This is a genomic window from Citrobacter sp. NCU1 (assembly GCF_010231475.1).
In the GTDB taxonomy this organism is placed as follows: domain Bacteria; phylum Pseudomonadota; class Gammaproteobacteria; order Enterobacterales; family Enterobacteriaceae; genus Citrobacter_D.
The window spans coordinates 1-22,819 of the sequence record NZ_NRDO01000040.1 but is presented as its reverse complement, the minus strand read 5'-3'; the positions used below and the strand labels follow the sequence as shown (position 1 = coordinate 22,819).

General features: G+C 53.5%; 21 protein-coding genes and 2 pseudogenes. 8 read left to right on the top strand and 15 right to left on the bottom strand.

What is annotated here, in order from left to right; genetic code table 11:
- Positions 1-28 precede the first annotated feature (28 nt).
- Complete coding sequence (locus CJP72_RS13025; protein WP_162381754.1) at positions 29-517, bottom strand: cupin domain-containing protein; 489 nt, start codon at positions 515-517, stop codon at positions 29-31.
- 114 nt (positions 518-631) lie between these two features.
- On the opposite strand from CJP72_RS13025, the gene zur reads away from it, so the two are divergent.
- A complete protein-coding gene (gene zur / locus CJP72_RS13020) occupies positions 632-1,147 on the top strand; it encodes a zinc uptake transcriptional repressor Zur (protein WP_162381752.1) in 516 nt (171 codons plus the stop codon).
- A 66-nt stretch (positions 1,148-1,213) separates the two neighbouring features.
- Here zur and CJP72_RS13015 read toward each other — a convergent pair whose 3' ends face one another.
- From CJP72_RS13015 to CJP72_RS13000, 4 genes are all read right to left on the bottom strand, one after another.
- The gene (locus CJP72_RS13015; protein WP_162381884.1) at positions 1,214-1,423 is read right to left on the bottom strand and encodes a CsbD family protein; all 210 of its coding nucleotides are present in this window, start codon (positions 1,421-1,423) and stop codon (positions 1,214-1,216) included.
- 130 nt (positions 1,424-1,553) lie between these two features.
- The gene (gene dinF / locus CJP72_RS13010; RefSeq protein WP_162381750.1) at positions 1,554-2,879 is read right to left on the bottom strand and encodes an MATE family efflux transporter DinF; all 1,326 of its coding nucleotides are present in this window, start codon (positions 2,877-2,879) and stop codon (positions 1,554-1,556) included.
- 161 nt (positions 2,880-3,040) lie between these two features.
- Positions 3,041-3,649: a transcriptional repressor LexA gene (lexA, locus tag CJP72_RS13005; protein ID WP_162381749.1), complete on the bottom strand. Its 609-nt coding sequence runs from the start codon at positions 3,647-3,649 to the stop codon at positions 3,041-3,043.
- A gap of 109 nt (positions 3,650-3,758) precedes the next feature.
- On the bottom strand, positions 3,759-4,127 hold the full coding sequence (locus CJP72_RS13000) for a diacylglycerol kinase (RefSeq protein WP_162381747.1): 369 nt from the start codon (positions 4,125-4,127) through the stop codon (positions 3,759-3,761).
- 166 nt (positions 4,128-4,293) lie between these two features.
- On the opposite strand from CJP72_RS13000, the gene plsB reads away from it, so the two are divergent.
- A complete protein-coding gene (gene plsB, locus CJP72_RS12995) occupies positions 4,294-6,714 on the top strand; it encodes a glycerol-3-phosphate 1-O-acyltransferase PlsB (protein ID WP_162381745.1) in 2,421 nt (806 codons plus the stop codon).
- A 107-nt stretch (positions 6,715-6,821) separates the two neighbouring features.
- Positions 6,822-7,407, top strand: a pseudogene (locus CJP72_RS12990) (transposase domain-containing protein); the annotation flags it as partial.
- A 245-nt stretch (positions 7,408-7,652) separates the two neighbouring features.
- On the opposite strand, the gene ubiA reads toward CJP72_RS12990, so the two are convergent.
- The 5 genes from ubiA to malK all read right to left on the bottom strand — a co-directional run bounded on the left by ubiA (position 7,653) and on the right by malK (position 12,782).
- A complete protein-coding gene (gene ubiA / locus CJP72_RS12985) occupies positions 7,653-8,525 on the bottom strand; it encodes a 4-hydroxybenzoate octaprenyltransferase (RefSeq protein ID WP_162381735.1) in 873 nt (290 codons plus the stop codon).
- A gap of 11 nt (positions 8,526-8,536) precedes the next feature.
- Positions 8,537-9,034, bottom strand: a complete 498-nt coding sequence (ubiC, locus tag CJP72_RS12980; protein ID WP_162381733.1) for a chorismate lyase — start codon at positions 9,032-9,034, stop codon at positions 8,537-8,539.
- A gap of 180 nt (positions 9,035-9,214) precedes the next feature.
- Positions 9,215-10,168, bottom strand: coding sequence for a maltose operon protein MalM (malM, locus tag CJP72_RS12975; protein WP_162381732.1), 954 nt, complete (start codon positions 10,166-10,168; stop codon positions 9,215-9,217).
- 113 nt (positions 10,169-10,281) lie between these two features.
- The gene (locus CJP72_RS12970; protein ID WP_162381730.1) at positions 10,282-11,598 is read right to left on the bottom strand and encodes a maltoporin; all 1,317 of its coding nucleotides are present in this window, start codon (positions 11,596-11,598) and stop codon (positions 10,282-10,284) included.
- Positions 11,599-11,672: 74 nt separating this feature from the next.
- Positions 11,673-12,782: a maltose/maltodextrin ABC transporter ATP-binding protein MalK gene (malK, locus tag CJP72_RS12965; RefSeq protein WP_162381728.1), complete on the bottom strand. Its 1,110-nt coding sequence runs from the start codon at positions 12,780-12,782 to the stop codon at positions 11,673-11,675.
- A gap of 371 nt (positions 12,783-13,153) precedes the next feature.
- Between malK and malE the strand changes: the two genes are divergently transcribed.
- The 3 genes from malE to malG all read left to right on the top strand — a co-directional run bounded on the left by malE (position 13,154) and on the right by malG (position 17,011).
- Positions 13,154-14,344, top strand: coding sequence for a maltose/maltodextrin ABC transporter substrate-binding protein MalE (gene malE / locus CJP72_RS12960; protein WP_162381726.1), 1,191 nt, complete (start codon positions 13,154-13,156; stop codon positions 14,342-14,344).
- A gap of 129 nt (positions 14,345-14,473) precedes the next feature.
- On the top strand, positions 14,474-16,018 hold the full coding sequence (gene malF, locus CJP72_RS12955; protein ID WP_162381717.1) for a maltose ABC transporter permease MalF: 1,545 nt from the start codon (positions 14,474-14,476) through the stop codon (positions 16,016-16,018).
- 102 nt (positions 16,019-16,120) lie between these two features.
- Positions 16,121-17,011: a maltose ABC transporter permease MalG gene (gene malG / locus CJP72_RS12950; RefSeq protein ID WP_162381715.1), complete on the top strand. Its 891-nt coding sequence runs from the start codon at positions 16,121-16,123 to the stop codon at positions 17,009-17,011.
- 116 nt (positions 17,012-17,127) lie between these two features.
- On the opposite strand, the gene psiE is transcribed toward malG, so the two are convergent.
- Positions 17,128-17,538: a phosphate-starvation-inducible protein PsiE gene (gene psiE / locus CJP72_RS12945; RefSeq protein ID WP_162381713.1), complete on the bottom strand. Its 411-nt coding sequence runs from the start codon at positions 17,536-17,538 to the stop codon at positions 17,128-17,130.
- Between the two features lie 141 nt (positions 17,539-17,679).
- On the opposite strand from psiE, the gene CJP72_RS12940 reads away from it, so the two are divergent.
- Positions 17,680-18,132 carry an acyltransferase gene (locus CJP72_RS12940; protein WP_162381711.1) on the top strand — a complete coding sequence of 151 codons (453 nt, stop codon included), beginning with the start codon at positions 17,680-17,682 and terminating at the stop codon, positions 18,130-18,132.
- Positions 18,133-18,214: 82 nt separating this feature from the next.
- On the opposite strand, the gene CJP72_RS12935 is transcribed toward CJP72_RS12940, so the two are convergent.
- The 4 genes from CJP72_RS12935 to yjbE form a co-directional block, all read right to left on the bottom strand.
- Positions 18,215-20,311, bottom strand: a complete 2,097-nt coding sequence (locus CJP72_RS12935) for a YjbH domain-containing protein (protein WP_162381709.1) — start codon at positions 20,309-20,311, stop codon at positions 18,215-18,217.
- Complete coding sequence (locus CJP72_RS12930) at positions 20,311-21,048, bottom strand: capsule biosynthesis GfcC family protein (RefSeq protein ID WP_162381707.1); 738 nt, start codon at positions 21,046-21,048, stop codon at positions 20,311-20,313. The genes CJP72_RS12935 and CJP72_RS12930 overlap by 1 nt, the downstream gene beginning before the upstream one ends.
- Complete coding sequence (locus tag CJP72_RS12925; RefSeq protein WP_342212306.1) at positions 21,045-21,683, bottom strand: YjbF family lipoprotein; 639 nt, start codon at positions 21,681-21,683, stop codon at positions 21,045-21,047. Before CJP72_RS12925 ends, CJP72_RS12930 begins: the two co-directional genes overlap by 4 nt.
- A gap of 63 nt (positions 21,684-21,746) precedes the next feature.
- Complete coding sequence (gene yjbE, locus CJP72_RS12920; RefSeq protein ID WP_162381703.1) at positions 21,747-21,989, bottom strand: exopolysaccharide production protein YjbE; 243 nt, start codon at positions 21,987-21,989, stop codon at positions 21,747-21,749.
- Between the two features lie 505 nt (positions 21,990-22,494).
- Between yjbE and CJP72_RS12915 the strand changes: the two are divergent.
- Positions 22,495-22,819, top strand: a pseudogene (locus CJP72_RS12915) (hypothetical protein); the annotation flags it as partial.

The window sequence follows — 22,819 nt, the reverse complement described above, 5'->3', positions numbered from 1 at the left end:
GCCCGAGGGTCAACAGTATAAAACCGCATTATTTACGCCCTGGTTTTCCGTCGTGCGGGCCAAAAAACTGCGGCGGATGGTCAACCCAGCGATCTTCTCGTGTGGCGGCATACACCGGATTAATCGGGTAGTAGATGCGATTGTGTTTTTTATTCGCCTCCCCAACGACAAGCAGACGCACCTCTGCGCTGGTGTTGTTGATAAAAGTGTGACACACCCCTGTTCCCGCCGGAAAGCCAACGCTGTCTCCAGGTTCTAATTTCCACAGATAACCGTTTATCCAGACTTCGGGATAGCCTTCCAGCACATAAATGAACTCTTCTTCGTCGCTTTCCGCATGCGGATATGAGGTACGGCGACCCGGAGGGAGGCGTTCATGGTGAATACCAAGCCGACGTAATCCGAGCGTTCGCGCCAGCGGCGCACCGATGGAAAATAGCTCATCGCTATCAGGATAAGTAGCGTCATCAGCGCCTTCTGCGTCGCGCCAGTGACGAATGCAATCAGGTCTTTTCATGTTGGTTTTCCAGTGTGCAATGGGTCAGGTATAGCACACCGCGGGGGATCTCGGTGTTTTAAGAAGAACATGATAAAGTAAGGGATTAACGTTTCACGTACTCCGGGGTGCCAAATGGAAAAGACCACAACACAAGACCTATTGGCGCAAGCTGAGAAACTCTGTGCGCAGCGCAATGTGCGACTCACTCCTCAGCGCCTCGAAGTGTTGCGTTTGATGAGCCTGCAACAAGGAGCCATCAGCGCCTATGACCTGTTGGATCTGCTACGTGAAACAGAGCCGCAGGCCAAACCGCCTACGGTGTACCGTGCGCTCGATTTTTTGCTCGAGCAAGGCTTTGTTCACAAGGTCGAATCCACCAATAGCTATGTGCTCTGCCATCTGTTCGATCAGCCGACCCACAGTTCAGCCATGTTCATATGTGACCGGTGTGGCGTGGTGAAAGAAGAAAGCGCCGAGGGTGTGGAAGATATTATGCATACGCTGGCGGCAAAAATGGGTTTTGCCCTGCGTCATAACGTGATTGAAGCGCACGGATTATGCCCGGCGTGTGTCGAAGTTGAAGCGTGTCGCCACCCTAATGAGTGCCAGCACGATCATTCGATCCTGGTGAAGAAAAAACCGCGTTAAGTGGGTTGGGCGGCAAAACCGCCCAATGGACAGTACATCCTTGTACTTTCGGGGAATAACGGCTGATTACCAGCGATATTTATTACGCGACTCCCAGTCGCTCACTTCCTTTTCGGCCTTGTCTCTGGCGTAACCGTAACGTTCCTGGACCTTACCGACTAACTGGTCGCGCTTACCTTCAATGACCGTCATATCATCATCGGTCAATTTGCCCCATTGCTCTTTCACTTTCCCTTTGAACTGTTTCCAGTTACCGCTGACTTCGTCTTTATTCATCATCGAGTCCTCATGATTAGTGGTGATTAGCGATATTGCTTCGCCCAAATACACTACATTTTCTGCTGGACGTGAGATTAATTGTAGTCAGTGATCCCATGTTCATTTTGATATTCAGAATTTTTAACCATTACGCTTGTGCAAACCAGGTTCCGTGTCGCCAGTGGCGCCGCCAGATCCAGGCCAACGAGAGTCCACGGAGCGCCAGAAAAACGCTTAACGCCAGCCACAAGCCATGATTGCCAAGCCACGGCAACGTACACAGTGTGAGTGCAAATCCCAGCGCCGCAACGGCCATACTGTTGCGCATTTCCGCCGCACGCGTCGCCCCAATAAACATGCCATCCAGCAAATAACACCAGACACCGATTAACGGCAACACCACCTGCCAGACAAGATAGCGATCGGCCAAAAGTTGAATTTGCGGCAACGACGTCAGCAACGCGATGATGTGCTCGCCCGCAAGGGCATAAACGAGGGCAAAGAGCAGCGCCACTATCCCTGACTGCCGGCATGCCGCGCGCCAGACATCCAGTAGCTGACTGCCGTCACGTGCGCCATACGCCTGTCCGGAATGCGCTTCGACAGCATAAGCGAACCCATCAAGGGCATAGGCGGTAAAGGTCAACAGGGTCATCAGAACCGCATTCACCGCAATGATGTCGCTGCCCAACCGCGCGCCGAAAACCGTGATCGCGCCAAAGCACAATTGCAACAGCAACGAACGCAGCATGATATCCCGGTTAAGCGCCAGCAAACGGCGGAAATTCCCCCGCCAGGCGTGTTTCAGCATTACGGATGACACGCCGCGCAATGTAAGCACTTTGCGTACCATCATCAGCCCAAGCAACAACGTGGCATACTCTGCAATCACCGTCGCCAGCGCGGCCCCCTGCACGTTCATATGCAAGCCCATGACCAGCCACAGATCGAGGGCAATATTGAGAAGGTTGCCGACAACCAGCAGGATCACCGGCGCGCGTGCATACTGAACGCCCAACAGCCAGCCAAGCAGAACCAAATTCGCCAGTGATGCCGGGGCGCTCAGCCAGCGGATCTCCAGAAAACGTCGCGCCTGTATCAGTACCGCTTCATTTCCACCGACAATATGCAATGCAAGGTCGATGACCGGCGTACGAAACAACGCGATTAAGGCTCCCGCCCCTAACGCCAGAATCAATGGCTGTACCAGCGCGCGCGCCAGTGCCTGGGGATTTTTGGCACCAAACGCCTGAGCCGTCAGCCCGGTGGTGCTCATACGTAAAAAGAGCAACAACATGAAGAGAAAACTGGTTGCCGTTGCGCCCACGGCAACACCGCCCAGATACACAGGGCTGTCCAGATGCCCAATGACCGCAGTATCCACCAGCCCCAGTAAAGGAACGGTGATGTTGGAAAAGATCATCGGTAATGCGAGACGCCATAGCGCTTTGTCGGCAGAGGTAAAGAAAGGCATACGGGAAAGCCTGAGAAGGAGTTATAAAAAAGACGTTAGATTAGATTGCCAGGGTACGGCATAAATGCCTTACCCTGGCTTTTTTGTACACCCGGTAAGCGTAGCGCCACCGGGCGTGTCGCCGGATGGCGGCGTAAACGCCTGATCCGGCCTGGAGAGAATTACAACCACTCACCGTTACGGATAACGCCGACCGCCAGCCCTTCAATCGTGAAGTTTTGCTCGCGCAGGTCAACCACAATCGGTTTGAATTCACTGTTTTCTGGCAGAAGTTCTATTTTATTACCCTGCTTTTTCAGTCGTTTAACCGTCACTTCATCGTCAATACGCGCCACCACGACCTGGCCGTTACGCACGTCCTGGGTTTTGTGTACTGCCAGCAAATCGCCGTCCATAATCCCAATATCTTTCATCGACATACCGCTGACACGCAGCAGAAAATCGGCATTAGGTTTAAACAGTGACGGGTCGACCTGATAGTGGCCTTCAATATGCTGCTGCGCCAGAAGGGGTTCCCCTGCCGCCACGCGCCCGACTAAAGGCAGCCCCTCTTCTTCTTCCACCAGCAGGCGGATACCGCGAGAAGCACCAGAGACAATCTCAATGACCCCTTTACGCGCCAGCGCTTTCAGGTGTTCTTCAGCCGCATTTGGGGAACGGAACCCCAAACGCTGCGCGATCTCCGCACGCGTCGGTGGCATACCTGTCTGGCTGATGTGATCCCGAATGAGATCGAACACCTCTTGCTGCCTGGCCGTTAACGCTTTCATTCCGCCCCCTGGGTGTATATACAGTTATGCTGTGAGTATATACAGTTAAAGGTGATTTTGGAACCACAAACGGCACAAAAAACAAGAGATTTATCGGATTATGGAACCCTTATCGAAAATGCGGCCACAGCAGGATTCCCCAGGTGATCATCGCGATAAAGATCGAAAGCAATACCGCCGCCGACCCCATATCTTTCGCCCGCCCGGAAAGTTCATGGTATTCAGAGCCAACGCGGTCAACCACCGCCTCAATAGCGCTATTGAGGATTTCAACGACCATCACCAGCATGACAGAACCAATCAACAAAACACGCGTGATGGCGTCCACATCCAGCCAACAGGCAATCGCCACAGCGATTAGCGCAGCAACACTTTCCTGACGAAATGCCGCTTCATTAATCCATGCAGCACGAAAACCTTTCCAGGAATAACCAGCAGCTTTAATAATTCGGGTAAATCCAGTGGTATTATTAGCCATCAAAAGAACCTTTTTGCATTATCAGCGTCAATGACATTGTATCGTTAACCCATGAAATCCGGGTTACAGCAGCGCTGAAGTATGACGGGATACACCAGAAATTCGCTAGACTTTCTGATATCCTTGCAGCGCATTTGCATTATTAACCAGAGGCTTTACATCGTTTATGTCTGGCTGGCCACGAATTTACTACAAGTTACTGAATTTACCATTAACCGTATTGGTAAAAAGCAAGTCTATTCCGGCAGAACCTGCTCCGGAACTGGGGCTCGATACATCTCGTCCTATTATGTACGTTTTACCGTACAACTCAAAAGCGGACTTGCTGACGCTGCGCGCCCAATGCCTGGCGCACGATCTCCCCGACCCGTTAGAGCCGCTGGAGATAGACGGTACGCTACTGCCGCGTTATGTGTTTATTCACGGCGGCCCGCGCGTATTCACCTACTACACGCCGAAAGAAGAGTCGATCAAACTGTTTCACAATTACCTCGACCTTCACCGCAGTAATCCAGATCTGGATGTACAGATGGTGCCGGTATCGGTGATGTTTGGTCGCTCTCCGGGGCGTGAAAAGGGCGAGGTCAATCCCCCCCTGCGCATGCTGAACGGCGTACAAAAATTCTTTGCCGTTTCATGGCTGGGGCGCGACAGTTTTGTCCGTTTCTCGCCGTCCGTGTCCTTACGACGGATGGCTGACGAGCACGGAACCGACAAAATTATTGCCCAAAAACTGGCGCGTGTGGCGCGAATGCATTTCGCACGTCAGCGTCTGGCGGCGGTCGGCCCACGTCTGCCTGCCCGACAGGATCTGTTCAACAAGTTGCTGGCGTCAAAAGCCATTGCTCGCGCGGTAGAAGACGAAGCGCGCAGCAAAAAAATCTCCCATGAAAAAGCGCAGCAAAATGCGATTGCGCTGATGGAAGAGATTGCCGCCAACTTCTCCTACGAGATGATTCGTCTGACCGACCGCATTCTGGGCTTTACCTGGAACCGGCTGTATCAGGGGATCAATGTCCACAACGCGGAGCGTGTACGCCAGTTGGCGCACGACGGGCATGAAATCGTCTATGTGCCCTGCCACCGCAGCCATATGGACTATCTGTTGCTCTCGTACGTCCTCTATCATCAGGGGCTGGTGCCGCCGCATATCGCTGCCGGTATCAACCTGAACTTCTGGCCAGCTGGCCCGATCTTCCGTCGCCTGGGCGCATTCTTTATTCGTCGCACTTTTAAGGGCAACAAACTCTACTCTACCGTCTTTCGCGAATATCTCGGCGAGCTGTTTAGCCGTGGTTATTCTGTTGAATATTTTGTGGAAGGTGGGCGTTCACGTACTGGCCGTCTGCTGGATCCGAAAACCGGCACCTTGTCGATGACTATCCAGGCGATGCTGCGCGGCGGTACGCGTCCAATCACCCTGGTGCCCATTTACATCGGTTACGAGCACGTGATGGAAGTGGGGACTTACGCCAAGGAATTGCGTGGCGCGACAAAAGAAAAAGAGAGCCTGCCGCAAATGCTGCGTGGCTTGAGCAAACTGCGTAATCTCGGTCAGGGCTACGTTAACTTTGGCGAACCAATGCCGTTGATGACGTACCTGAATCAGCATGTTCCTGAGTGGCGTGAATCTATTGACCCAATCGAAGCCGTGCGTCCCGCCTGGCTGACGCCAACGGTCAATGGTATCGCCGCGGAGTTGATGGTTCGTATTAACAATGCAGGCGCGGCAAATGCCATGAACCTGTGTTGCACCGCATTACTGGCGTCCCGTCAGCGTTCGTTAACGCGCGAGCAACTGACAGAGCAGCTCGAGTGTTATCTGGATCTGATGCGTAATGTTCCGTATTCCACCGACTCCACGGTTCCGGCAGTCAGCGCCAACGCGCTGATTGACCACGCGCTGCAAATGAACAAGTTCGAGGTCGAGAAAGATACCATCGGCGATATCATCATTCTTCCGCGCGAACAGGCGGTACTGATGACTTACTATCGCAACAACATTACGCATATGCTGGTTCTGCCTTCTCTGATGGCGGCCATCGTGACTCAGCATCGCCGCATCTCCCGCGACGCGCTGCTTGAGCATGTTGAAATTCTCTACCCGATGCTGAAAGCAGAATTGTTCCTGCGCTGGGAGCGGGATGAACTGGCTGGCGTCATCGACGCGCTGATAAGCGAAATGCAGCGTCAGGGACTGATTACCGTTCAGAATGAAGAGCTGATAATCAACCCGGCACATTCCCGTACGCTACAGCTGTTGGCGGCAGGCGCGCGTGAAACCCTGCAACGTTATGCCATCACCTTCTGGCTGCTGAGTGCGAATCCGTCGATCAACCGCGGCACGCTGGAAAAAGAGAGCCGTACCGTGGCTCAGCGTCTTTCTGTGCTGCACGGAATCAACGCGCCGGAGTTCTTCGACAAAGCGGTATTCAGCTCTTTGGTGTTGACCCTGCGTGATGAGAAGTACATCAGCGATACCGGTGATGCGGAGCCTGAAGAGACGATGAAGGTCTATCAGATGTTGGCGAATCTGATCACCTCAGATGTGCGTTTAACCATAGAAAGCGCAACGCAGGACGAGTGATGTTAAAAAGCCGGTCAAATATGACCAATGCCGATTGTTTAAGGATCGGTTGACCGATCCGGTGGCTGGTGTAAAAAGGGTCCATGTTCATTATGGACCCTTTTTAAATGGAGCTTTCACAGGCCCCCGGCATTATCAATGCCACTTCCGCTGAGCACGCCCGCAGCCTTTCTGACCTCATTCCCTCTGAGTTTATCCCGCAGGCTCTGACACTTACAGATACCGTCACACTGCATAAACGCAAACTCCCGCCCGAATCCATGATTTGGCTTGTCACGGGCATGTCTGCCCATGGCTGAATTCGTCAACCTGATGGATATCACTGACCGGAATGGCACGGCCAGAAGTTCCGTTCTCCAGCGTCGGAAAACGCCCGGGGAAGGCGCTGTCCGGGAGTTGTTCGATATCACTCAGCGTCACTGGAACCAGCAGGCAAATCATCCGGAATGGCACGGCCTGAATCTGTTTGCCGTGGATGGCGTCGTTTGGCGTACAGCAGATACGCCAGAAAACAGTGCTGCCTTCAGCCGCCATGCGGGTCCGCACGGCGAAAGTGGTTATCCGCAGGCCAGGATGGTCTGTCTGATGGAACTGAGCAGCCATCTGATAAACGCCAGCGCCTTCGACAGTGAAAATATCAGTGAAATGCGGCTGGCAGCTCATCTGACGGAGAAAACACCGGATAACAGCATCAAACGTTGTATGAGCAGGCAAAATGGCGGGTACTGCCGGGGAGAAGAGAACGAAGTTATCCGAGGGTCATCAGGGCCAGGAGCCAAAAATATCCTGAAAGAAAAGCAACTGGTCACCTTAAGTGACCAGCATTAGGGACTCACTCCACCTTTATGCCTGATGGCGCTACGCTTATCAGGCCTACACGCTGCATTTGTAGGCCGGATAAGATGCGTCAGCATCGCCATCCGGCAACGAGTGCAAATTCAGAGGTGCCAGTAACTCATCGCCAGCCCCAAAAACAGCACCAGGCCGACATAGTTGTTATTCATAAACGCTTTAAAACAGGCTTCGCGTTCACGGTGCGCAATCAGTTTTTGTTGATAGACAAACAGTGCGCCAGCCACCAGCAGCGACCAGTAATATCCCAGTCCCAGCCCGTTCATCCAGCCAATCAGCGCCATCAGAGCCAACACCCCCACCTGCAGGATGCCAATGATCAACTTGTCATACTGACCGAACAGAATAGCTGTCGATTTAATGCCGATTTTCAGATCATCATCCCGATCCACCATCGCATATTGCGTATCGTAAGCCACTGCCCAAAGAATATTGGCGAGGAACATTAACCAGCAGCTCAGCGGCACTGACTCACTGACAGCGGCAAACGCCATCGGTATCGACCAGCCAAACGCCGCCCCCAGCACCACCTGCGGTAAGTGCGTGTACCGTTTCATAAACGGATAAACCCACGCCAGGGCCAGCGCAGCGACTGACAGCAGAATCGTCATCGTATTCAGCGTCAACACCAGCAAGAAAGCGAGGAGCACCAAAACCACAAAAAGCGCCCGCGCTTCTTTCTCGGTGACGGCGCCGCTGGGCAACGGTCGGTTCGCCGTGCGTTTGACGTGCCCGTCAAATTTGCGATCGGCGTAGTCGTTCACCACACACCCCGCCGCGCGCATCAACCAGACACCCGCCACAAACACCAACAATATCCATAATTGCGGCATCCCGGGTGTCGCCACCCACAGCGCCCACAGTGTTGGCCAGAGCAGCAGTAAAGCGCCGATTGGCTTATCCGTACGCATCAAGCGGTGAAACGCCAGTAGCTTATTCTGCGTCAGACTCCACTCCATATCATTTCCTCTCAGTACAACGGCGATGCAGGCAAAAACAGTTCTGTCAGCAGGAACGGTTTTCCGCTCAACCGCAAACGGGAACGACGTCCCCACAGCGCTGCATCGCGACCAATCTCAATAAAATCTCGGGTCAACGTTGACGATGTAAACAGGTAACGCCCTAGCGGGGTTTTTCCCATATTTTGCAAAGCCAACTCAGGGCCGCACAACGTTGACTCAGGCACCACGGTGCGCCCGGCAAGCCAGGGCTCACCGTCCGCGCATAACAGAATTTCACGTAACCAGTAACGGGATTCCGTCGGCAATAGCGGCAGTTCTTCCGCCACTTCATGTTGACCCACAAATCCTTCCCGTATCAACGTCACACTCACCTGTTTTCCCTGCTGCTCAAAACGTTTGGTCATGGAATCTTCCAGTAACAACCAGTCCAGTTGTTGGGAGTCCAGTGCAGGGATCGCGTCAAAATAGCGCAGCGCACGCAGTTGCGTTAACGCAGGGTGTGGCATGCCTTACTCTCCAATTCATAACGTGAAGGCATTGTATCGCAGAAAAGAGATTACGGGAGGCGTAAACATAATTAAGTGAACTGTTGCGCAACAGGAATGTAACAATTCGCATGGAATGATAAAAAAAGGTGCGCCAGGAGACGCACCAGTTGTTGCAAAATCAGCAATGCGGGGAGACGGTTACCCCTTGCCTTTTACACTGCTGATAAAGGTGGAACGGGCAGATGTGGACCCCAGGCGTTCAGCTTCATCAAGCAGTTTCAGCGCTTTATCCACGTCACCTGAGGCGACGGCATCTTTGATGGCTTTGTTGAAGTAGCTCTCGGTGTCGTTCAGCATTGGCTCACTTTTCTTCACCGGCGCTGGCGCGGCGACTGGAGTGGCAGCGACTGCCGCTGGAGCAGCATAAGTCGGCGCAGGTGCCGCCGTGTTGCCTACGGTGACCGGACCCGGAGCGGAAGAGCCGAACAGCGGCCCCACCAGCACACTGGAGCTGCTGTTGGTTTTCACTTTCAGTTTCAACAGACCATCGGTGGTATGACGCGCGATGGGATCAGGGATATCCGGAACCGAGTTACCGACGCCTTTTGCATAGGCCTTCGCGGGATCAAGCAACGTCGTGGTCTGCTGGAGATCTTTTTCGGTGGTAAACACCAGAACATAGAGCTTCTGCTGGCCCAGGGCAGGCGTAAGACGCATCACCCCTTCCAGGCGATCCGCGCTCATCACGCCCGGCTCCTGGTAGGTAAAATAACTGCTGGGGAAGAAGGCAGAAGGCGTCATGTTCTGATCAAGAATAATAACGTTTGGCGCAAATACGCTGGTTTGTTTGTTCACTTCGCTGGTCAGCGTCAGGGTCAGCTCACCAATGTTTGCCGGTATGCTATAGGCGGCAACCGGACCGCTAATACCCGCGACATCAAGGCGTTGACCGCCAGTGGCAAGTTGTGTGGACTGCGTTTTGCTCTGATCGACAGGCGTCCAGGTTAATTGTTGTAACGCAGCGGTCGGAATCGCAGGCGCTGCGCTGGTGTCTTGCGGAACATAGTTCACTTCCGCCAGCGTCACACCCGGTGCACTTGCGAATAACCCTGCAGAGAAACAAAGGGCAACGAGACTTTTCTTCATTTTCATTGTTATCACCTCAGATAGCTTGGGTTCAGCGGTGGCCAGGCAATAGCGCGCTAAACTCCAGAACAGAGGGGCTCGCGCCCCTCTTTAGGTCATTACGTCAGATTAGCTACGTATTACCACCAGATTTCCATCTGGGCGCCAAAGGTGACTTCATCGTCGTCGCCACGGCTGTAAGTTGTGGTGCTGGTGTCGCTAACGGCAACGCCATTATCGTAGCCCCATTTCTCATCCCACTTCGCATAGGTTGCGAAGACACGGATAGCCGGACGAGACCAGATGCTGTCGCCAGCCTGCCACTGTTGCGCCAGGGTGATTTTGAACTGGTCGTTGGTATCGTCGGTTTTCTGAGATTTGACGCTGTCGTAACCCACTTCCAGCAGGGTGCTCATGATTGGCGTCCACTTGAACATCGGACGAACACCGACGGTGTACCATTCTGTACCGTTGTCGTTATCCCAGTCGATATTCTGGTACATCGCCACATACATCAGATCCCAGCGATCGCCCAGAGAGATGGCACCGTGGTCGAGAATACGGGTCAGGCTACCGTTGTTGTTGAGGAAGTCCTGATCGTTATCGAAATTACCGAAGATATCCTGGCTGCGGCTACCCTGCGGAATACCTTTACCCTGAGAGGTCATCGCGTCAGTGGCGTACTGCACAACAAACTTGTTGTAGCCTTTGAGCATGCTCTGGGTATGTTCAGCAGTGAACATCCAACCGTCTTTGGTGGCGCCATCTGCGAGGTCGTAACCATCAGTCGTGTTAGCGCTGCCGTAGTCAACGCCTAATTCCAGCGTACCGCCTGGGTTAATTTCCATACCCGCCAGACGCACGTCGAACACATCGTTCGCGGTGTCTTTCGTGGCATCATAAATTTCGTCGCTGCTGAAAGCATAAGAACCGCCCGCTTCCTGAGAACGGGTCGCTGCCAGAGAGAGTTTACCGAAGCCCAGATCGATGTTTTCGATACCAGCACCAGGACCAGAGATATCCCAGTAGTAGAAGTCGATCATATGAACGTCGTGACGTTGGTAGAAGCGCTTACCGGCCCAAATGGTAGAGCCTGGCAGCCAGTCGATCAGGTTTTTACCCTGCACGTTCGCTTCACGGAAGGCGGGACTCGTCGCTTCCCAGTCGTTTTGCTGTGCTACGGAGTAGGCAACGTTAGTGTCGAAGTAGAAGCTCTTATCGCCTTCTTTCCACACTTCCTGACCCAATTTCAATTCCGCATAGGTTTCACATTCGTTACCGAGACGGTATTTACTTTGAGCACCGGTTGCCTGAAAACATTGTTGTTCGCCGCCACTACCCGTCCAGCCAATACCGGAACGAGCATAACCATGGAAATCAACGGCCATTGCCTGAGCAGACATAACGCCTGCTGCAACGGCAACTGCCAGAGGGAGTTTGCGCAGAGTAACCATCATTCTATCTCCTGAGATCATTGCTTTTCTTTTTTACACATCGTCTTTTGCAGACTTCGCATATTTAATGGGGGTGCTTAAACGCCCGGCTCTTGATGCAGCCGACGACATGCAGTGCCATCCTCACGGAACAAATGGCAACGCTCTGGCGGCAGGCCGATAGCGAATGTGGCACCCTCTTCTACCAACACCACGTCATTCTGGCGGTACACCAGGTTTTGACGGATGGCGGGGATCTGGATATGAATTTGTGTTTCGTGACCAAGTTGTTCGACGACCTGAACCTCGCCTTCCAGGGTGACATCGGCGATATCACTGGGCAGCAGATGCTCCGGGCGAATACCTAAAGACATATTTGCGCCGACCTGAACATCGCGGCTTTCAACCGGTAGCCAGACGTGTTGGCGATTCGGCAACTCCACCTGAACCTGATCAATCGCCGTCGCGGTGACTTTCACTGGCAGGAAGTTCATCTTCGGAGAACCGATAAAACCCGCCACGAAGCGGTCTGCCGGATAGTGATACAACTCCAGCGGTTTACCGACCTGCGCGACGCGCCCGGCGTCCAGCACGACAATCTTGTCAGCCAGCGTCATCGCTTCGACCTGATCGTGGGTGACGTAAATCATCGTGCGACCCAGCCGTTTATGCAGGCGGGAGATTTCGATACGCATCTGCACACGCAGCGCGGCATCAAGGTTGGAAAGGGGTTCATCGAGCAGGAATACGCGCGGTTCAGCCACCAGCGTACGACCAATCGCCACACGCTGACGTTGTCCGCCAGAGAGCGCTTTTGGTTTGCGTTCCAGCAGGTGCGCCAGCTGCAATACTTCCGCCACCTGATTGACGCGTTGGTTCATCACCTCTTTTTTGGCGCCCGCCAGCTTGAGACCAAAGGACATATTTTCGGCAACAGAAAGATGGGGATAGAGCGCATAAGACTGGAATACCATGCCAACGCCACGCTCGGCGGGCGGGATGTCGTTCATCCGGTTTTCACCGATGTACAGGTCCCCACTGGTGATGGTTTCAAGCCCGGCGATCATACGCAGCAATGTCGATTTACCGCAGCCTGACGGTCCCACAAACACCACGAATTCCCCTTCGTGAATGTCGAGATTGATATCTTTCGATACCACCACGTCACCCCAGGCTTTCGTTACATTTCGCATCTGTACGCTCGCCATGCCCTTCTCCCTTCGTTACAACCTGTCATCGACAGCAACATTCATCATGCCCCGACTATGCGTCATCGCCTGGCTGCGTAAATCCTCCACCCCCCGGCTTTTTTATGGGGGAGGAGGCGGGAGGATGAGAAAGCAAGCTCTGAGACATGGGTCGCACACAGCGAGAGAATTTCGTGACGTAGTCCGCAAAAAACAGTGTGTCTTTATGTGCGCCAACACGCATTACTCACATTTATGCAACACAAGTCACATAAAGCGGGGGTGGGGCGTAGTGACAAGGAGGATGGAAAGAGGTTGTCGTATAAAGAAACTAAGAAGCGTTAAGCCACCTCTGAGTATCCACGAGCACTTCACCAAAAAGGATGGGGAATATGAAAATCAAGACTGGCGCACGCATCCTCGCATTGTCCGCACTGACGACGATGATGTTTTCCGCCTCGGCTTTCGCCAAGATTGAAGAAGGTAAGCTGGTTATCTGGATTAACGGCGATAAAGGTTACAACGGCCTTGCTGAAGTGGGCAAAAAATTCGAGAAAGACACCGGTATCAAAGTCACCATCGAGCATCCTGACAAGCTGGAAGAAAAATTCCCGCAGGTTGCCGCAACCGGTGACGGTCCGGACATCATCTTCTGGGCGCATGACCGTTTCGGCGGCTACGCGCAGTCTGGTCTGCTGGCAGAAATTACCCCGGACAAAGCGTTCCAGGACAAACTCTATCCGTTCACCTGGGATGCCGTACGTTACAACGGCAAGCTGATCGCTTACCCCATCGCGGTTGAAGCGCTGTCTCTGATTTACAACAAAGACCTCGTGCCAAACCCGCCGAAAACCTGGGAAGAGATCCCCGCACTGGATAAAGAGCTGAAGGCGAAAGGTAAGAGCGCCCTGATGTTCAACCTGCAAGAACCGTACTTCACGTGGCCGCTGATTGCCGCCGACGGCGGTTATGCGTTCAAGTTTGAAAACGGCAAATACGACGTGAAAGACGTGGGTGTCGATAGCGCTGGCGCGAAAGCGGGCCTGACATTCCTGGTTGATCTTATCAAGAACAAACACATGAACGCGGACACCGATTACTCCATCGCGGAAGCGGCCTTTAACAAAGGCGACACCGCGATGACCATCAACGGTCCGTGGGCGTGGTCGAACATCGACAAGAGCAAAGTGAACTACGGCGTAACGCTGCTGCCAACCTTCAAAGGCAAGCCGTCTAAACCGTTCGTTGGGGTTCTGAGCGCCGGTATTAACGCCGCCAGCCCGAACAAAGAACTGGCGAAAGAGTTCCTCGAAAACTACCTGCTGACCGATCAGGGTCTGGATGTCGTGAACAAGGACAAACCGCTGGGCGCTGTTGCGCTGAAATCCTTCCAGGATCAGTTAGCGAAAGACCCACGCATCGCCGCGACCATGGATAACGCCCAGAAAGGCGAAATCATGCCGAACATCCCGCAGATGGCCGCATTCTGGTACGCCACCCGTACTGCCGTCATCAACGCCGCCAGCGGCCGTCAGACTGTTGACGCTGCGCTGAAAGATGCACAGGGCCGTATCACCAAGTAATACCGCAGTGCATGTGCCGGATGGCGGCATAAATGCCTTATCCGGCCTACAGAAAACCGTAGGCCTAATAAGCGCAGCGCCCTCCGGCGCATTTGCCACAAGATTTCAATGCTGTAGAGGAAGATCCCCATGGATGTCATTAAAAAGAAACATTGGTGGCAAAGCGACACGCTGAAATGGTCAGTGATTGGTCTGCTGGGCTTGCTGGTGGGTTACCTTGTCGTTTTAATGTATGCACAAGGGGAATATCTGTTCGCCATCATGACGCTGATTTTAAGCTCAGCTGGCCTGTATATTTTCGCCAATCGTAAGGCCTACGCATGGCGCTATGTTTATCCGGGTATGGCCGGTATGGGACTGTTTGTTCTGTTCCCGCTGATTTGTACCATCGCCATCGCCTTTACCAACTACAGTAGCACCAACCAGCTTTCCTTCGAACGCGCGCAACAAGTCCTGATGGATCGTTCTTATCAGGCGGGGAAAACCTTCAATTTTGGACTGTATCCGGCGGGTGACGAGTGGCAACTGGCCCTCACCGACGGTGAAAGCGGTAAAAATTATCTCTCCGACGCGTTTAAATTTGGCGGCGAGCAGACGCTGCAACTGAAAGAGGCCGACGCCCTGCCTGCCGGGGAACGCGCGAATCTGCGTGTTATCACCCAAAATCGCCAGGCGCTGACCCAGTTAACCGCCATTCTGCCTGATGAAAGCAAGGTGGTCATGAGCTCACTGCGCCAGTTTTCCGGCACACAACCGCTCTATTCACTGGCTGACGACGGTACGCTCACCAACAACCAGAGCGGCGTGAAATACCGCGCCAATAACGACATTGGCTATTACCAGTCCATCAATGCTGACGGTGGCTGGGATAATCAGAAACTGAGTCCGGGTTATACCGTGACCATTGGCTGGAAGAACTTCGCCCGCGTCTTTACCGATGAAGGGATCCAGAAACCGTTCTTCGCTATCTTCGTCTGGACGGTGGTGTTCTCCGTTCTCACCGTGCTTTTGACCGTGGCGGTGGGCATGGTACTGGCGTGCCTGGTGCAGTGGGAAGCGCTGAAAGGGAAAGCGATTTATCGCGTGCTGCTGATTCTGCCTTACGCCGTTCCGTCATTTATCTCGATTCTGATTTTCAAAGGCTTGTTCAACCAGAGCTTTGGTGAAATCAACATGATGCTGAGCGCGCTGTTTGGCGTCAAACCGGCCTGGTTCAGTGATCCGACCACGGCCCGCTCGATGATTATCATCGTTAACACCTGGCTCGGTTATCCGTACATGATGATCCTGTGCATGGGGCTGTTGAAAGCGATTCCGGACGACCTGTATGAAGCCTCGGCAATGGATGGCGCAGGCCCGTTCCAGAACTTCTTTAAAATTACGCTGCCGCTGCTGATTAAGCCGCTGACGCCGCTGATGATCGCCAGCTTCGCCTTTAACTTTAACAACTTCGTACTGATTCAGTTGTTGACCAACGGGGGGCCGGACCGACTCGGCACGACCACGCCAGCCGGGTATACCGACCTGCTCGTTAGCTACACCTACCGCATCGCCTTCGAAGGCGGCGGCGGCCAGGACTTTGGTCTGGCGGCGGCGATTGCCACGCTGATCTTCCTGCTGGTCGGTGCGCTGGCGATTGTGAACCTGAAAGCCACGCGTATGAAGTTTGATTAATCAGAATCACCAGGCGTAATTGGCGCAGCCAGTCTGGCTGCTGCCAGCGTTCAGAATGGCAAGTGAAATCGCCTGGAGCGATGCTAAGGAGTAAAGAACACTATGGCAATGGTACAACCGAAATCTCAAAAGCTGCGTCTCTTCACGACGCACCTGTTACTGCTTATCTTCATCGCAGCCATCATGTTTCCGCTGCTGATGGTTATCGCTATTTCACTGCGCGAAGGTAACTTCGCCACCGGGAGCCTGATCCCGGAAAACATCTCCTGGGAGCACTGGCGGCTGGCGTTAGGCTTTAGCGTTGAACACGCGGATGGCCGCGTCACGCCGCCCCCCTTCCCGGTTCTGCTGTGGTTGTGGAACTCGGTGAAAATTGCGGGCATCACCGCGATAGGTATCGTCACGCTCTCCACGACCTGCGCTTACGCCTTTGCCCGTATGCGTTTCCCGGGCAAAGCGACCCTGCTGAAAGGGATGCTGATTTTCCAGATGTTCCCGGCGGTGCTGTCTCTGGTGGCGTTGTACGCGTTGTTTGACCGTCTTGGCCAGTACATTCCGTTTATCGGTCTGAATACCCACGGCGGGGTGATCTTCGCCTATCTGGGCGGTATTGCACTGCATGTGTGGACCATTAAAGGCTATTTCGAAACGATCGACGGCTCGCTGGAAGAAGCAGCGGCGCTGGATGGCGCAACCCCGTGGCAGGCCTTCCGCCTGGTGTTGTTGCCACTCTCCGTACCGATTCTGGCCGTGGTATTTATTCTGTCGTTTATTGCCGCCATCACCGAAGTGCCAGTCGCCTCGCTGCTGCTGCGAGATGTGAATAGCTACACCCTGGCCGTTGGTATGCAGCAATATCTCAACCCACAAAACTATCTGTGGGGCGACTTTGCCGCCGCCGCGGTGCTGTCTGCGATTCCAATCACCCTCGTGTTCCTGCTGGCGCAGCGCTGGCTGGTCAACGGCCTGACGGCAGGCGGTGTGAAAGGCTAAGTTTCATCGAAGTCCCTGTGATAGACCCGCCCGGCAACGGGCAAGCCACTGCAACCCTCAACTTACGTTATCCCTACTTGTGACTGTGATTTGGCGCTCTACGGAGCGCCCTTTTTTTATTCCCGTTTTAGCCGTTTCGAATTACACAGCCATAAGGTGATCACCAGCAGCAGGATTGCTGCCGAGTAGATCAGGACATCCAGCGGGGATTTATGATCGACGATGATCAACCGCACAATGGCCGTGATCCCGATATAGACAAAGTAACGCAGCGGAAAGTGAAAGCCTGACTGAAAATACTTCACAATCAGCGCGATAAACTCAAAATAGAGAAAATAGACCACCAGCCCTTCCACCATCTCATACTTACTGGTTTGCTCAGGGGCGAACAGCACATCCATCAGATGCAGGGTCTCTTTGCCAAGAAAGACAACCAGGATCAGACCCAGGCTCAGTAGCCCAAGATTCAGCACGGTCTGTAAGATTGTGGAGATAAACTCAACACGCGGACGAGATAGCGACGTCATAACAGCACCTCATTCTCAGTGGCGAGATTCCTGTATAACGCAAAAATGTGACAGAGATCTACATTTTTTGTTTATATTTTGTTCATGTCGCGTCAACAGGCGAACATCATTGTTTCAACCGATTTCAACGGAAAATGAAAAATGCAGTTAAAACAGTCTGCTGTCCGTAACGTTATCTGTGGCGAAAATGTGGTGATTTATGAACCCGCCAACCTCTATGACTGCACGCTTGGTGACAACGTCTTTGTCGGCCCTTTCGTTGAGATCCAGGCCAACACGCAGATTGGCGCGGACACCAAAATCCAGTCGCACACCTTTATCTGCGAATATGTCACTGTCGGAAGCCGGTGCTTTATCGGGCACGGCGTGATGTTCGCCAACGATATGTTTCGGGAAGGAAAACCCAATGCCGACCGTAACAGCTGGGGGCGAATTACCCTTGGCAATGAGATTTCCATCGGCAGCGGCGCGACGATTCTGGCCGTTAGCATCTGCGATGGCACCGTGATTGGCGCAGGCAGCGTGGTGACAAAATCCATTACCGAGAAAGGGGTGTACGCGGGGAATCCGGCCTGGCTCTTGCGCAGACTGTAAGCCTGATAAGACGAATCAGTGTCGCCATCAGGCACCGCGCAAATGCCTGATGGCTGCCTAAAAGCCTTATCCGGCTACCCCATCAGCGGAAATTCACGCTGCGATCGCTGGTCATATTGTACAGCTGGAACTTACGACCCAGTTGCTGACCACCATCACGCGTTAACGGCGTCCAGCCGATTGCCGCACGGCTGCGGGTCGGTCCGGAAGAGAACAGATCCAACGGTACGGAGATATAGACGCCTTTGGTGAAGTCCCCTTCCCCATACTCATCCGGCGAGACATCGGTGATGGTCGCGTAACCGCCCACCACCACACCGCTGTCAAAGCGTTTGGCTATTTCCAGCGTACCGCCTTTATCGCCCGCCAGATACTGACCGACGCTCGCCTTCACCAGCACATCCTGGGCAAACGACGGCGTCCAGTAAGCCGTTAAATGCCCGGTTTTCACGCTGTAGTCGGTAAACGTCATCATGTCCTGCGCGCTACGCCAGTCACGCTGTTTCACATAGTTGGCATCCAGACCCACTGCCCAGTTGCTATCTACCGGACGGTACAGCACTTCTGCCCCTGCGCCGCCGAACATCGTTTCCAGATAACCGCCGTAGACCTGCCCATAGAAACCATTCCCCAGGTACTGGAAGTAGTTGGCCTGGAGATTATTGACGTAAATGTCATTCTCGACGTATTCGCGCACGTGGGTACGCACACGCGGCAGCTGGGAGTCGTTGGGTGGATTGGTGTAGTTAAACTTGTCGTAGTTGTTGGCGATATTTGCGAACAGGCTGCCGGTGGTGAGCAGATGATCTGTCAGCCACAGATCTGCCGTCCCCATTACGCCCAGCTGATACATATAGAAGTTTTCCGGGCCACCGATGGATTGGTTCAACACCGGATCGATGTGGAAATCAAAGCGTGATTTATCGATATACCAACCCTGTTCAGTCGTCTGCGGCACCACCGGCTCCACGCGTTTTTGCGCCAGTGGCGTTTCGTGACCCAGAGGTTCGCCTTCCAGATGACGCTTCAGGCTGGCAACGTCAGTTTCGGTCGTCACCTGCGGCATATTGAGCCGATTTTCCGTCACCCGGATCATGCGGATCCCGTCCGGTAGATCGTTCATGATGATCCGGTTAGCGCGTTCGATCCCTTCACGGGAGTCGCGGTATTTCACCTGCTCGCCGGTGACGTACAGCGTGTCGCCTTTCACCTGAATTTTCGGATCCGTCAGCCCGGCATTGTATTTCAGCAACGTCAATTGATTGGCCACCACCGAGTGCTGGAGCACGGCGTCCTGCGGCTCGGGCTGGTATTTCGGCCGGGCGTTATCGTTGTAGCTGGGTCGCAGATCGTTGAAGTTGGTGCGTAGCGTAACCCCAAACATGACCGTGTTGCCGCGCTCATAGCTGAGGTTAACGTCGGCCCAATCGGTAACGCGATAAATGGCGCCGACGTTAAACTTGCTTTTCTGTTCCAGTTTGCCCGCAAAATCCTGTTGATAGTTATTGCCTTCGTACTCCAGTTTCAGGCGCAGCGGTTGCCAGGGGGTCTGGTATTCCACGCCGCCAAACAGCGAGGCCGGGCCCTTGAACATCTCGCTGCCATCAACAGAACCCGCCTGTTTATAGCTGTTATCACGATCGCAATATGTGTCGCTGACGGAACAAAAGGGGTTGCTCACATTGCCACTGGTGCCCAGATAGCCCCAGCCGAGACCCAGCGAGAAATCAAACGGTCCCCAGGCTTTGTTAGCGACGATATATTCCGCATCAAACAGGCCAGTCCCGCCAATATCGCGCGCACCGACCGCCACCTGCGGCATCCAGTAGCTCTCTTCCCACAAACGAACTTTCACGTCGAAGGCTTTATCTTTGTAAGTCTGATCGCCGGAAAACGACTCCACGCTGCTGTACTGTTTGGTTCGGACGTCGGTGTAGCGCAGTGTGGTTTCCAGCCACGGGAAAAGCTGCACGGAAGCAGAGTAGTAACGGTACTGATCGTTATCGCGATAGTTCAGGCTCATCTCGCCTTCCCGCGCCATTCGCGCCGTGGGCGTTTGCAAAAGCCCCACGCCGCCAAAATCAGACTGTGACGGCCCAATCGGGGCGGGAAATGTTTCGCCATGACAAGCCACGCTGACGCCCAGCGCCAGGATGCTGAGCAGATGTGTTTTTTTCATTATTCGGGTATCCGCTGCGTCAGGGTATGAAGAATGTCGGCGTTAAGCGCATCGGGGGTCTGACTCCAGACAGAATCTGAAAGACCGACAAAAATAATGCTGCCGGGCATCGGCTCAACGTGGCGTTTATTCCAGTACGCCACCGGCACTTTTTGTGTCCGCCCATCGGGATAAACGACCCAGGCATAGCTGCGATCGGCTCCATCGATCAGGCGTTGTCCTTCGAGGTAACTCACAACATCGCGACCGGGGGTAAACGGCTGGCGACCCGGTCGGTTCACCAGACCAAACAGCGTGACGCTCGTTGGCTGCGGCCCCACCCACAGCGTGTAGTTTCCCTGCAACGGCGGATTACTCCGCTCACCGACGCGTACGGTATCGGGATCAAGAGGGATAAATTGCCTGCCAGTCACCTTCAGTGCCTGAATTTGCTGACACAGCGCACGGATTGCCGCAGGTTCACCTCCGTCATCCTCTCTGCCATACGCCGCCAGACGCGCCAGCAGCGACTGCTGTTCACGTTGCGCCGTGGCGGTCGCCTGTTCTTCGCTGATGACCGCGGAAGGCCACCAGCTGTTCGCCAGTCTGGGTTGCCCAACCAGGTCAATCAGATGTTCCGCACCGGTCAATGTTTTCGGATCTGTGGTGCCTGCGCTGAACACCTTCACAGTGCCTGCAGCAAAGACAGATGACGCGCTCAGACTCAGGATCAGCGCCGCAATAGACTGTTTGATCATTGTTTCGCCGCCTTAATGAGCGTGGTTTTCACCGGGAAGAAGTTTGCCCCCAGGTATTGCTCTGACTGGCGAATTTGCCCTTCTCTGTCAATCCAGTAACGGTTATGCCAGCGTGTTTGACTGGTCGTGACGGCTTCATCCAGCACACGCACCGGCGTCTCTTCACTGCCGAGTGTGAGGGTGTCGGTGCCAGTCCATGTGAAGACCGAACGGGCGGTGGCGTAACGCACCTGCTTATACTCAGTCCAGCCCATCGTGCGGGTCCACGTTGCGCCATCCATCATCTGCAACGGTTTTGCCAACGGATCAGCGGACACGTTATTCACGTCAATGAGGTTGTCGCCGCCGAGCAGCGTTTTCACCAGGCGGCCATGCTGGGTCACCAGGGTGGCCTGATCCTGCGTCACCCATTTCTGCTGCCCGTTCTCCGCGAAAGCGAGCACCACAAACAGCTGAGGCCCGCCGTTAAGCTGCATATACTGGCTGGCGTAGGGCATATTCTGAATATCATCGTCCGTCAGTTGCACGCCTGGCGTGCCAAACACACTTTCCCACAATGAATTCCCCAGCCCTTTGGTCGTGGCTGAACAGGCCTGTAGCAGCAGGCAAATGACAATGAGTACAGGTCGCTTCACGACTCTTCTCCAGAGGGACAAAATAACCACACCGAAGTGTGGTTAGAGTTAAACGTACCGGTGTTACTGGGTACGGGTGGTTGTGGTGGTGGTGGTCCCGGTATTAGAACCATCTCCGCCGCCGGTCGCCGCCAGTGCGACACCCACCGCAGAACTTACGGTGCTTACGCTGGTGGCGGAGGAACTTCCCGCCGAAACCGACGTTGCTGCCGCACCTGCCGCTTCTCCCACCTGAACGGGAGCGGCCCAGGCGGAGGCTGCCGTAAGCGCAGATATGGCAAAAATGCCATACAGAACTTTTCTCATAACTATTTCCCTTCATTGAATGAATGGATATTTACCCAAAATAATTTCAGGCGGGATCGAGTATACACAATGAAGACAAGCGAACTGACGTGATGGGAAATAGCAACGCAGCTTTAGGATAATGAGAAAAAATACAACGAAAACATACAACAACAAAATAAAAAATACTCATAAAACAATAAACTAAAACAATTTCGTTATGAGTTAAATCTTAAAAATAATTTCCTTTATTTTTCATGGCTATTATTTTTAGGATAAACCTCACCAGATAATTCTGAGGAAAGCTCACGTTCTATCCTCACATTTAACGTCAACAATGCATCAGCCAGTCTGTGTATTTCCTGTTTTCACATTCACAACATCAATAAGTAAAAAGTGAGACTTCCGCTGTCTCATTGACGGCGAAATTGCCATTTTCGCTAAGGTATTGTCAACCAGACAAATGTTTTTGCCCTGCGCGACGCGTACCGTTCAAAGATCTTCTCTTCATTTTCTGAGGTCAGGTATGAAAAAAACAACGGTAGGTCTTTTTGGGATTGGACTGGAGACGTACTGGCCGCAATTTAGCGGTTTAAAAACACAGCTGGAAGGGTACCTGGCGCAGGTTGATAAAAAAATAAGCCAGGAGAATGTTACAGTGATCAATAGTGGCTTAATTGATAATGCGATAACGATGGAGAAAGCCACCGCACGATTCACAGAAAATAATATTGATGTGCTCGTGCTTTATATTACCACCTATGCATTAAGTTCAACGGTACTTCCACTGGGTAATGACTCCAACTTATTGATAGTGTTTTATGTTCAGATAATGCCCGATGACTTTGTCA

Coding starts and splice junctions, on each gene's coding strand:
- CJP72_RS13015 (WP_162381884.1), bottom strand. CDS start 1,423: ATGAATAAAGACGAAGTCAGCGGTAACTGGAAACAGTTCAAAGGGAAA.
- CJP72_RS12935 (WP_162381709.1), bottom strand. CDS start 20,311: ATGAAAAAAACACATCTGCTCAGCATCCTGGCGCTGGGCGTCAGCGTG.
- dinF (WP_162381750.1), bottom strand. CDS start 2,879: ATGCCTTTCTTTACCTCTGCCGACAAAGCGCTATGGCGTCTCGCATTA.
- ubiC (WP_162381733.1), bottom strand. CDS start 9,034: ATGCCACACCCTGCGTTAACGCAACTGCGTGCGCTGCGCTATTTTGAC.
- lexA (WP_162381749.1), bottom strand. CDS start 3,649: ATGAAAGCGTTAACGGCCAGGCAGCAAGAGGTGTTCGATCTCATTCGG.
- ubiA (WP_162381735.1), bottom strand. CDS start 8,525: ATGGAGTGGAGTCTGACGCAGAATAAGCTACTGGCGTTTCACCGCTTG.
- malK (WP_162381728.1), bottom strand. CDS start 12,782: ATGGCGAGCGTACAGATGCGAAATGTAACGAAAGCCTGGGGTGACGTG.
- CJP72_RS12970 (WP_162381730.1), bottom strand. CDS start 11,598: ATGATGGTTACTCTGCGCAAACTCCCTCTGGCAGTTGCCGTTGCAGCA.
- zur (WP_162381752.1), top strand. CDS start 632: ATGGAAAAGACCACAACACAAGACCTATTGGCGCAAGCTGAGAAACTC.
- psiE (WP_162381713.1), bottom strand. CDS start 17,538: ATGACGTCGCTATCTCGTCCGCGTGTTGAGTTTATCTCCACAATCTTA.
- malM (WP_162381732.1), bottom strand. CDS start 10,168: ATGAAAATGAAGAAAAGTCTCGTTGCCCTTTGTTTCTCTGCAGGGTTA.
- CJP72_RS12930 (WP_162381707.1), bottom strand. CDS start 21,048: ATGATCAAACAGTCTATTGCGGCGCTGATCCTGAGTCTGAGCGCGTCA.
- CJP72_RS13000 (WP_162381747.1), bottom strand. CDS start 4,127: ATGGCTAATAATACCACTGGATTTACCCGAATTATTAAAGCTGCTGGT.
- yjbE (WP_162381703.1), bottom strand. CDS start 21,989: ATGAGAAAAGTTCTGTATGGCATTTTTGCCATATCTGCGCTTACGGCA.
- plsB (WP_162381745.1), top strand. CDS start 4,294: ATGTCTGGCTGGCCACGAATTTACTACAAGTTACTGAATTTACCATTA.
- CJP72_RS13025 (WP_162381754.1), bottom strand. CDS start 517: ATGAAAAGACCTGATTGCATTCGTCACTGGCGCGACGCAGAAGGCGCT.
- malE (WP_162381726.1), top strand. CDS start 13,154: ATGAAAATCAAGACTGGCGCACGCATCCTCGCATTGTCCGCACTGACG.
- malF (WP_162381717.1), top strand. CDS start 14,474: ATGGATGTCATTAAAAAGAAACATTGGTGGCAAAGCGACACGCTGAAA.
- malG (WP_162381715.1), top strand. CDS start 16,121: ATGGCAATGGTACAACCGAAATCTCAAAAGCTGCGTCTCTTCACGACG.
- CJP72_RS12940 (WP_162381711.1), top strand. CDS start 17,680: ATGCAGTTAAAACAGTCTGCTGTCCGTAACGTTATCTGTGGCGAAAAT.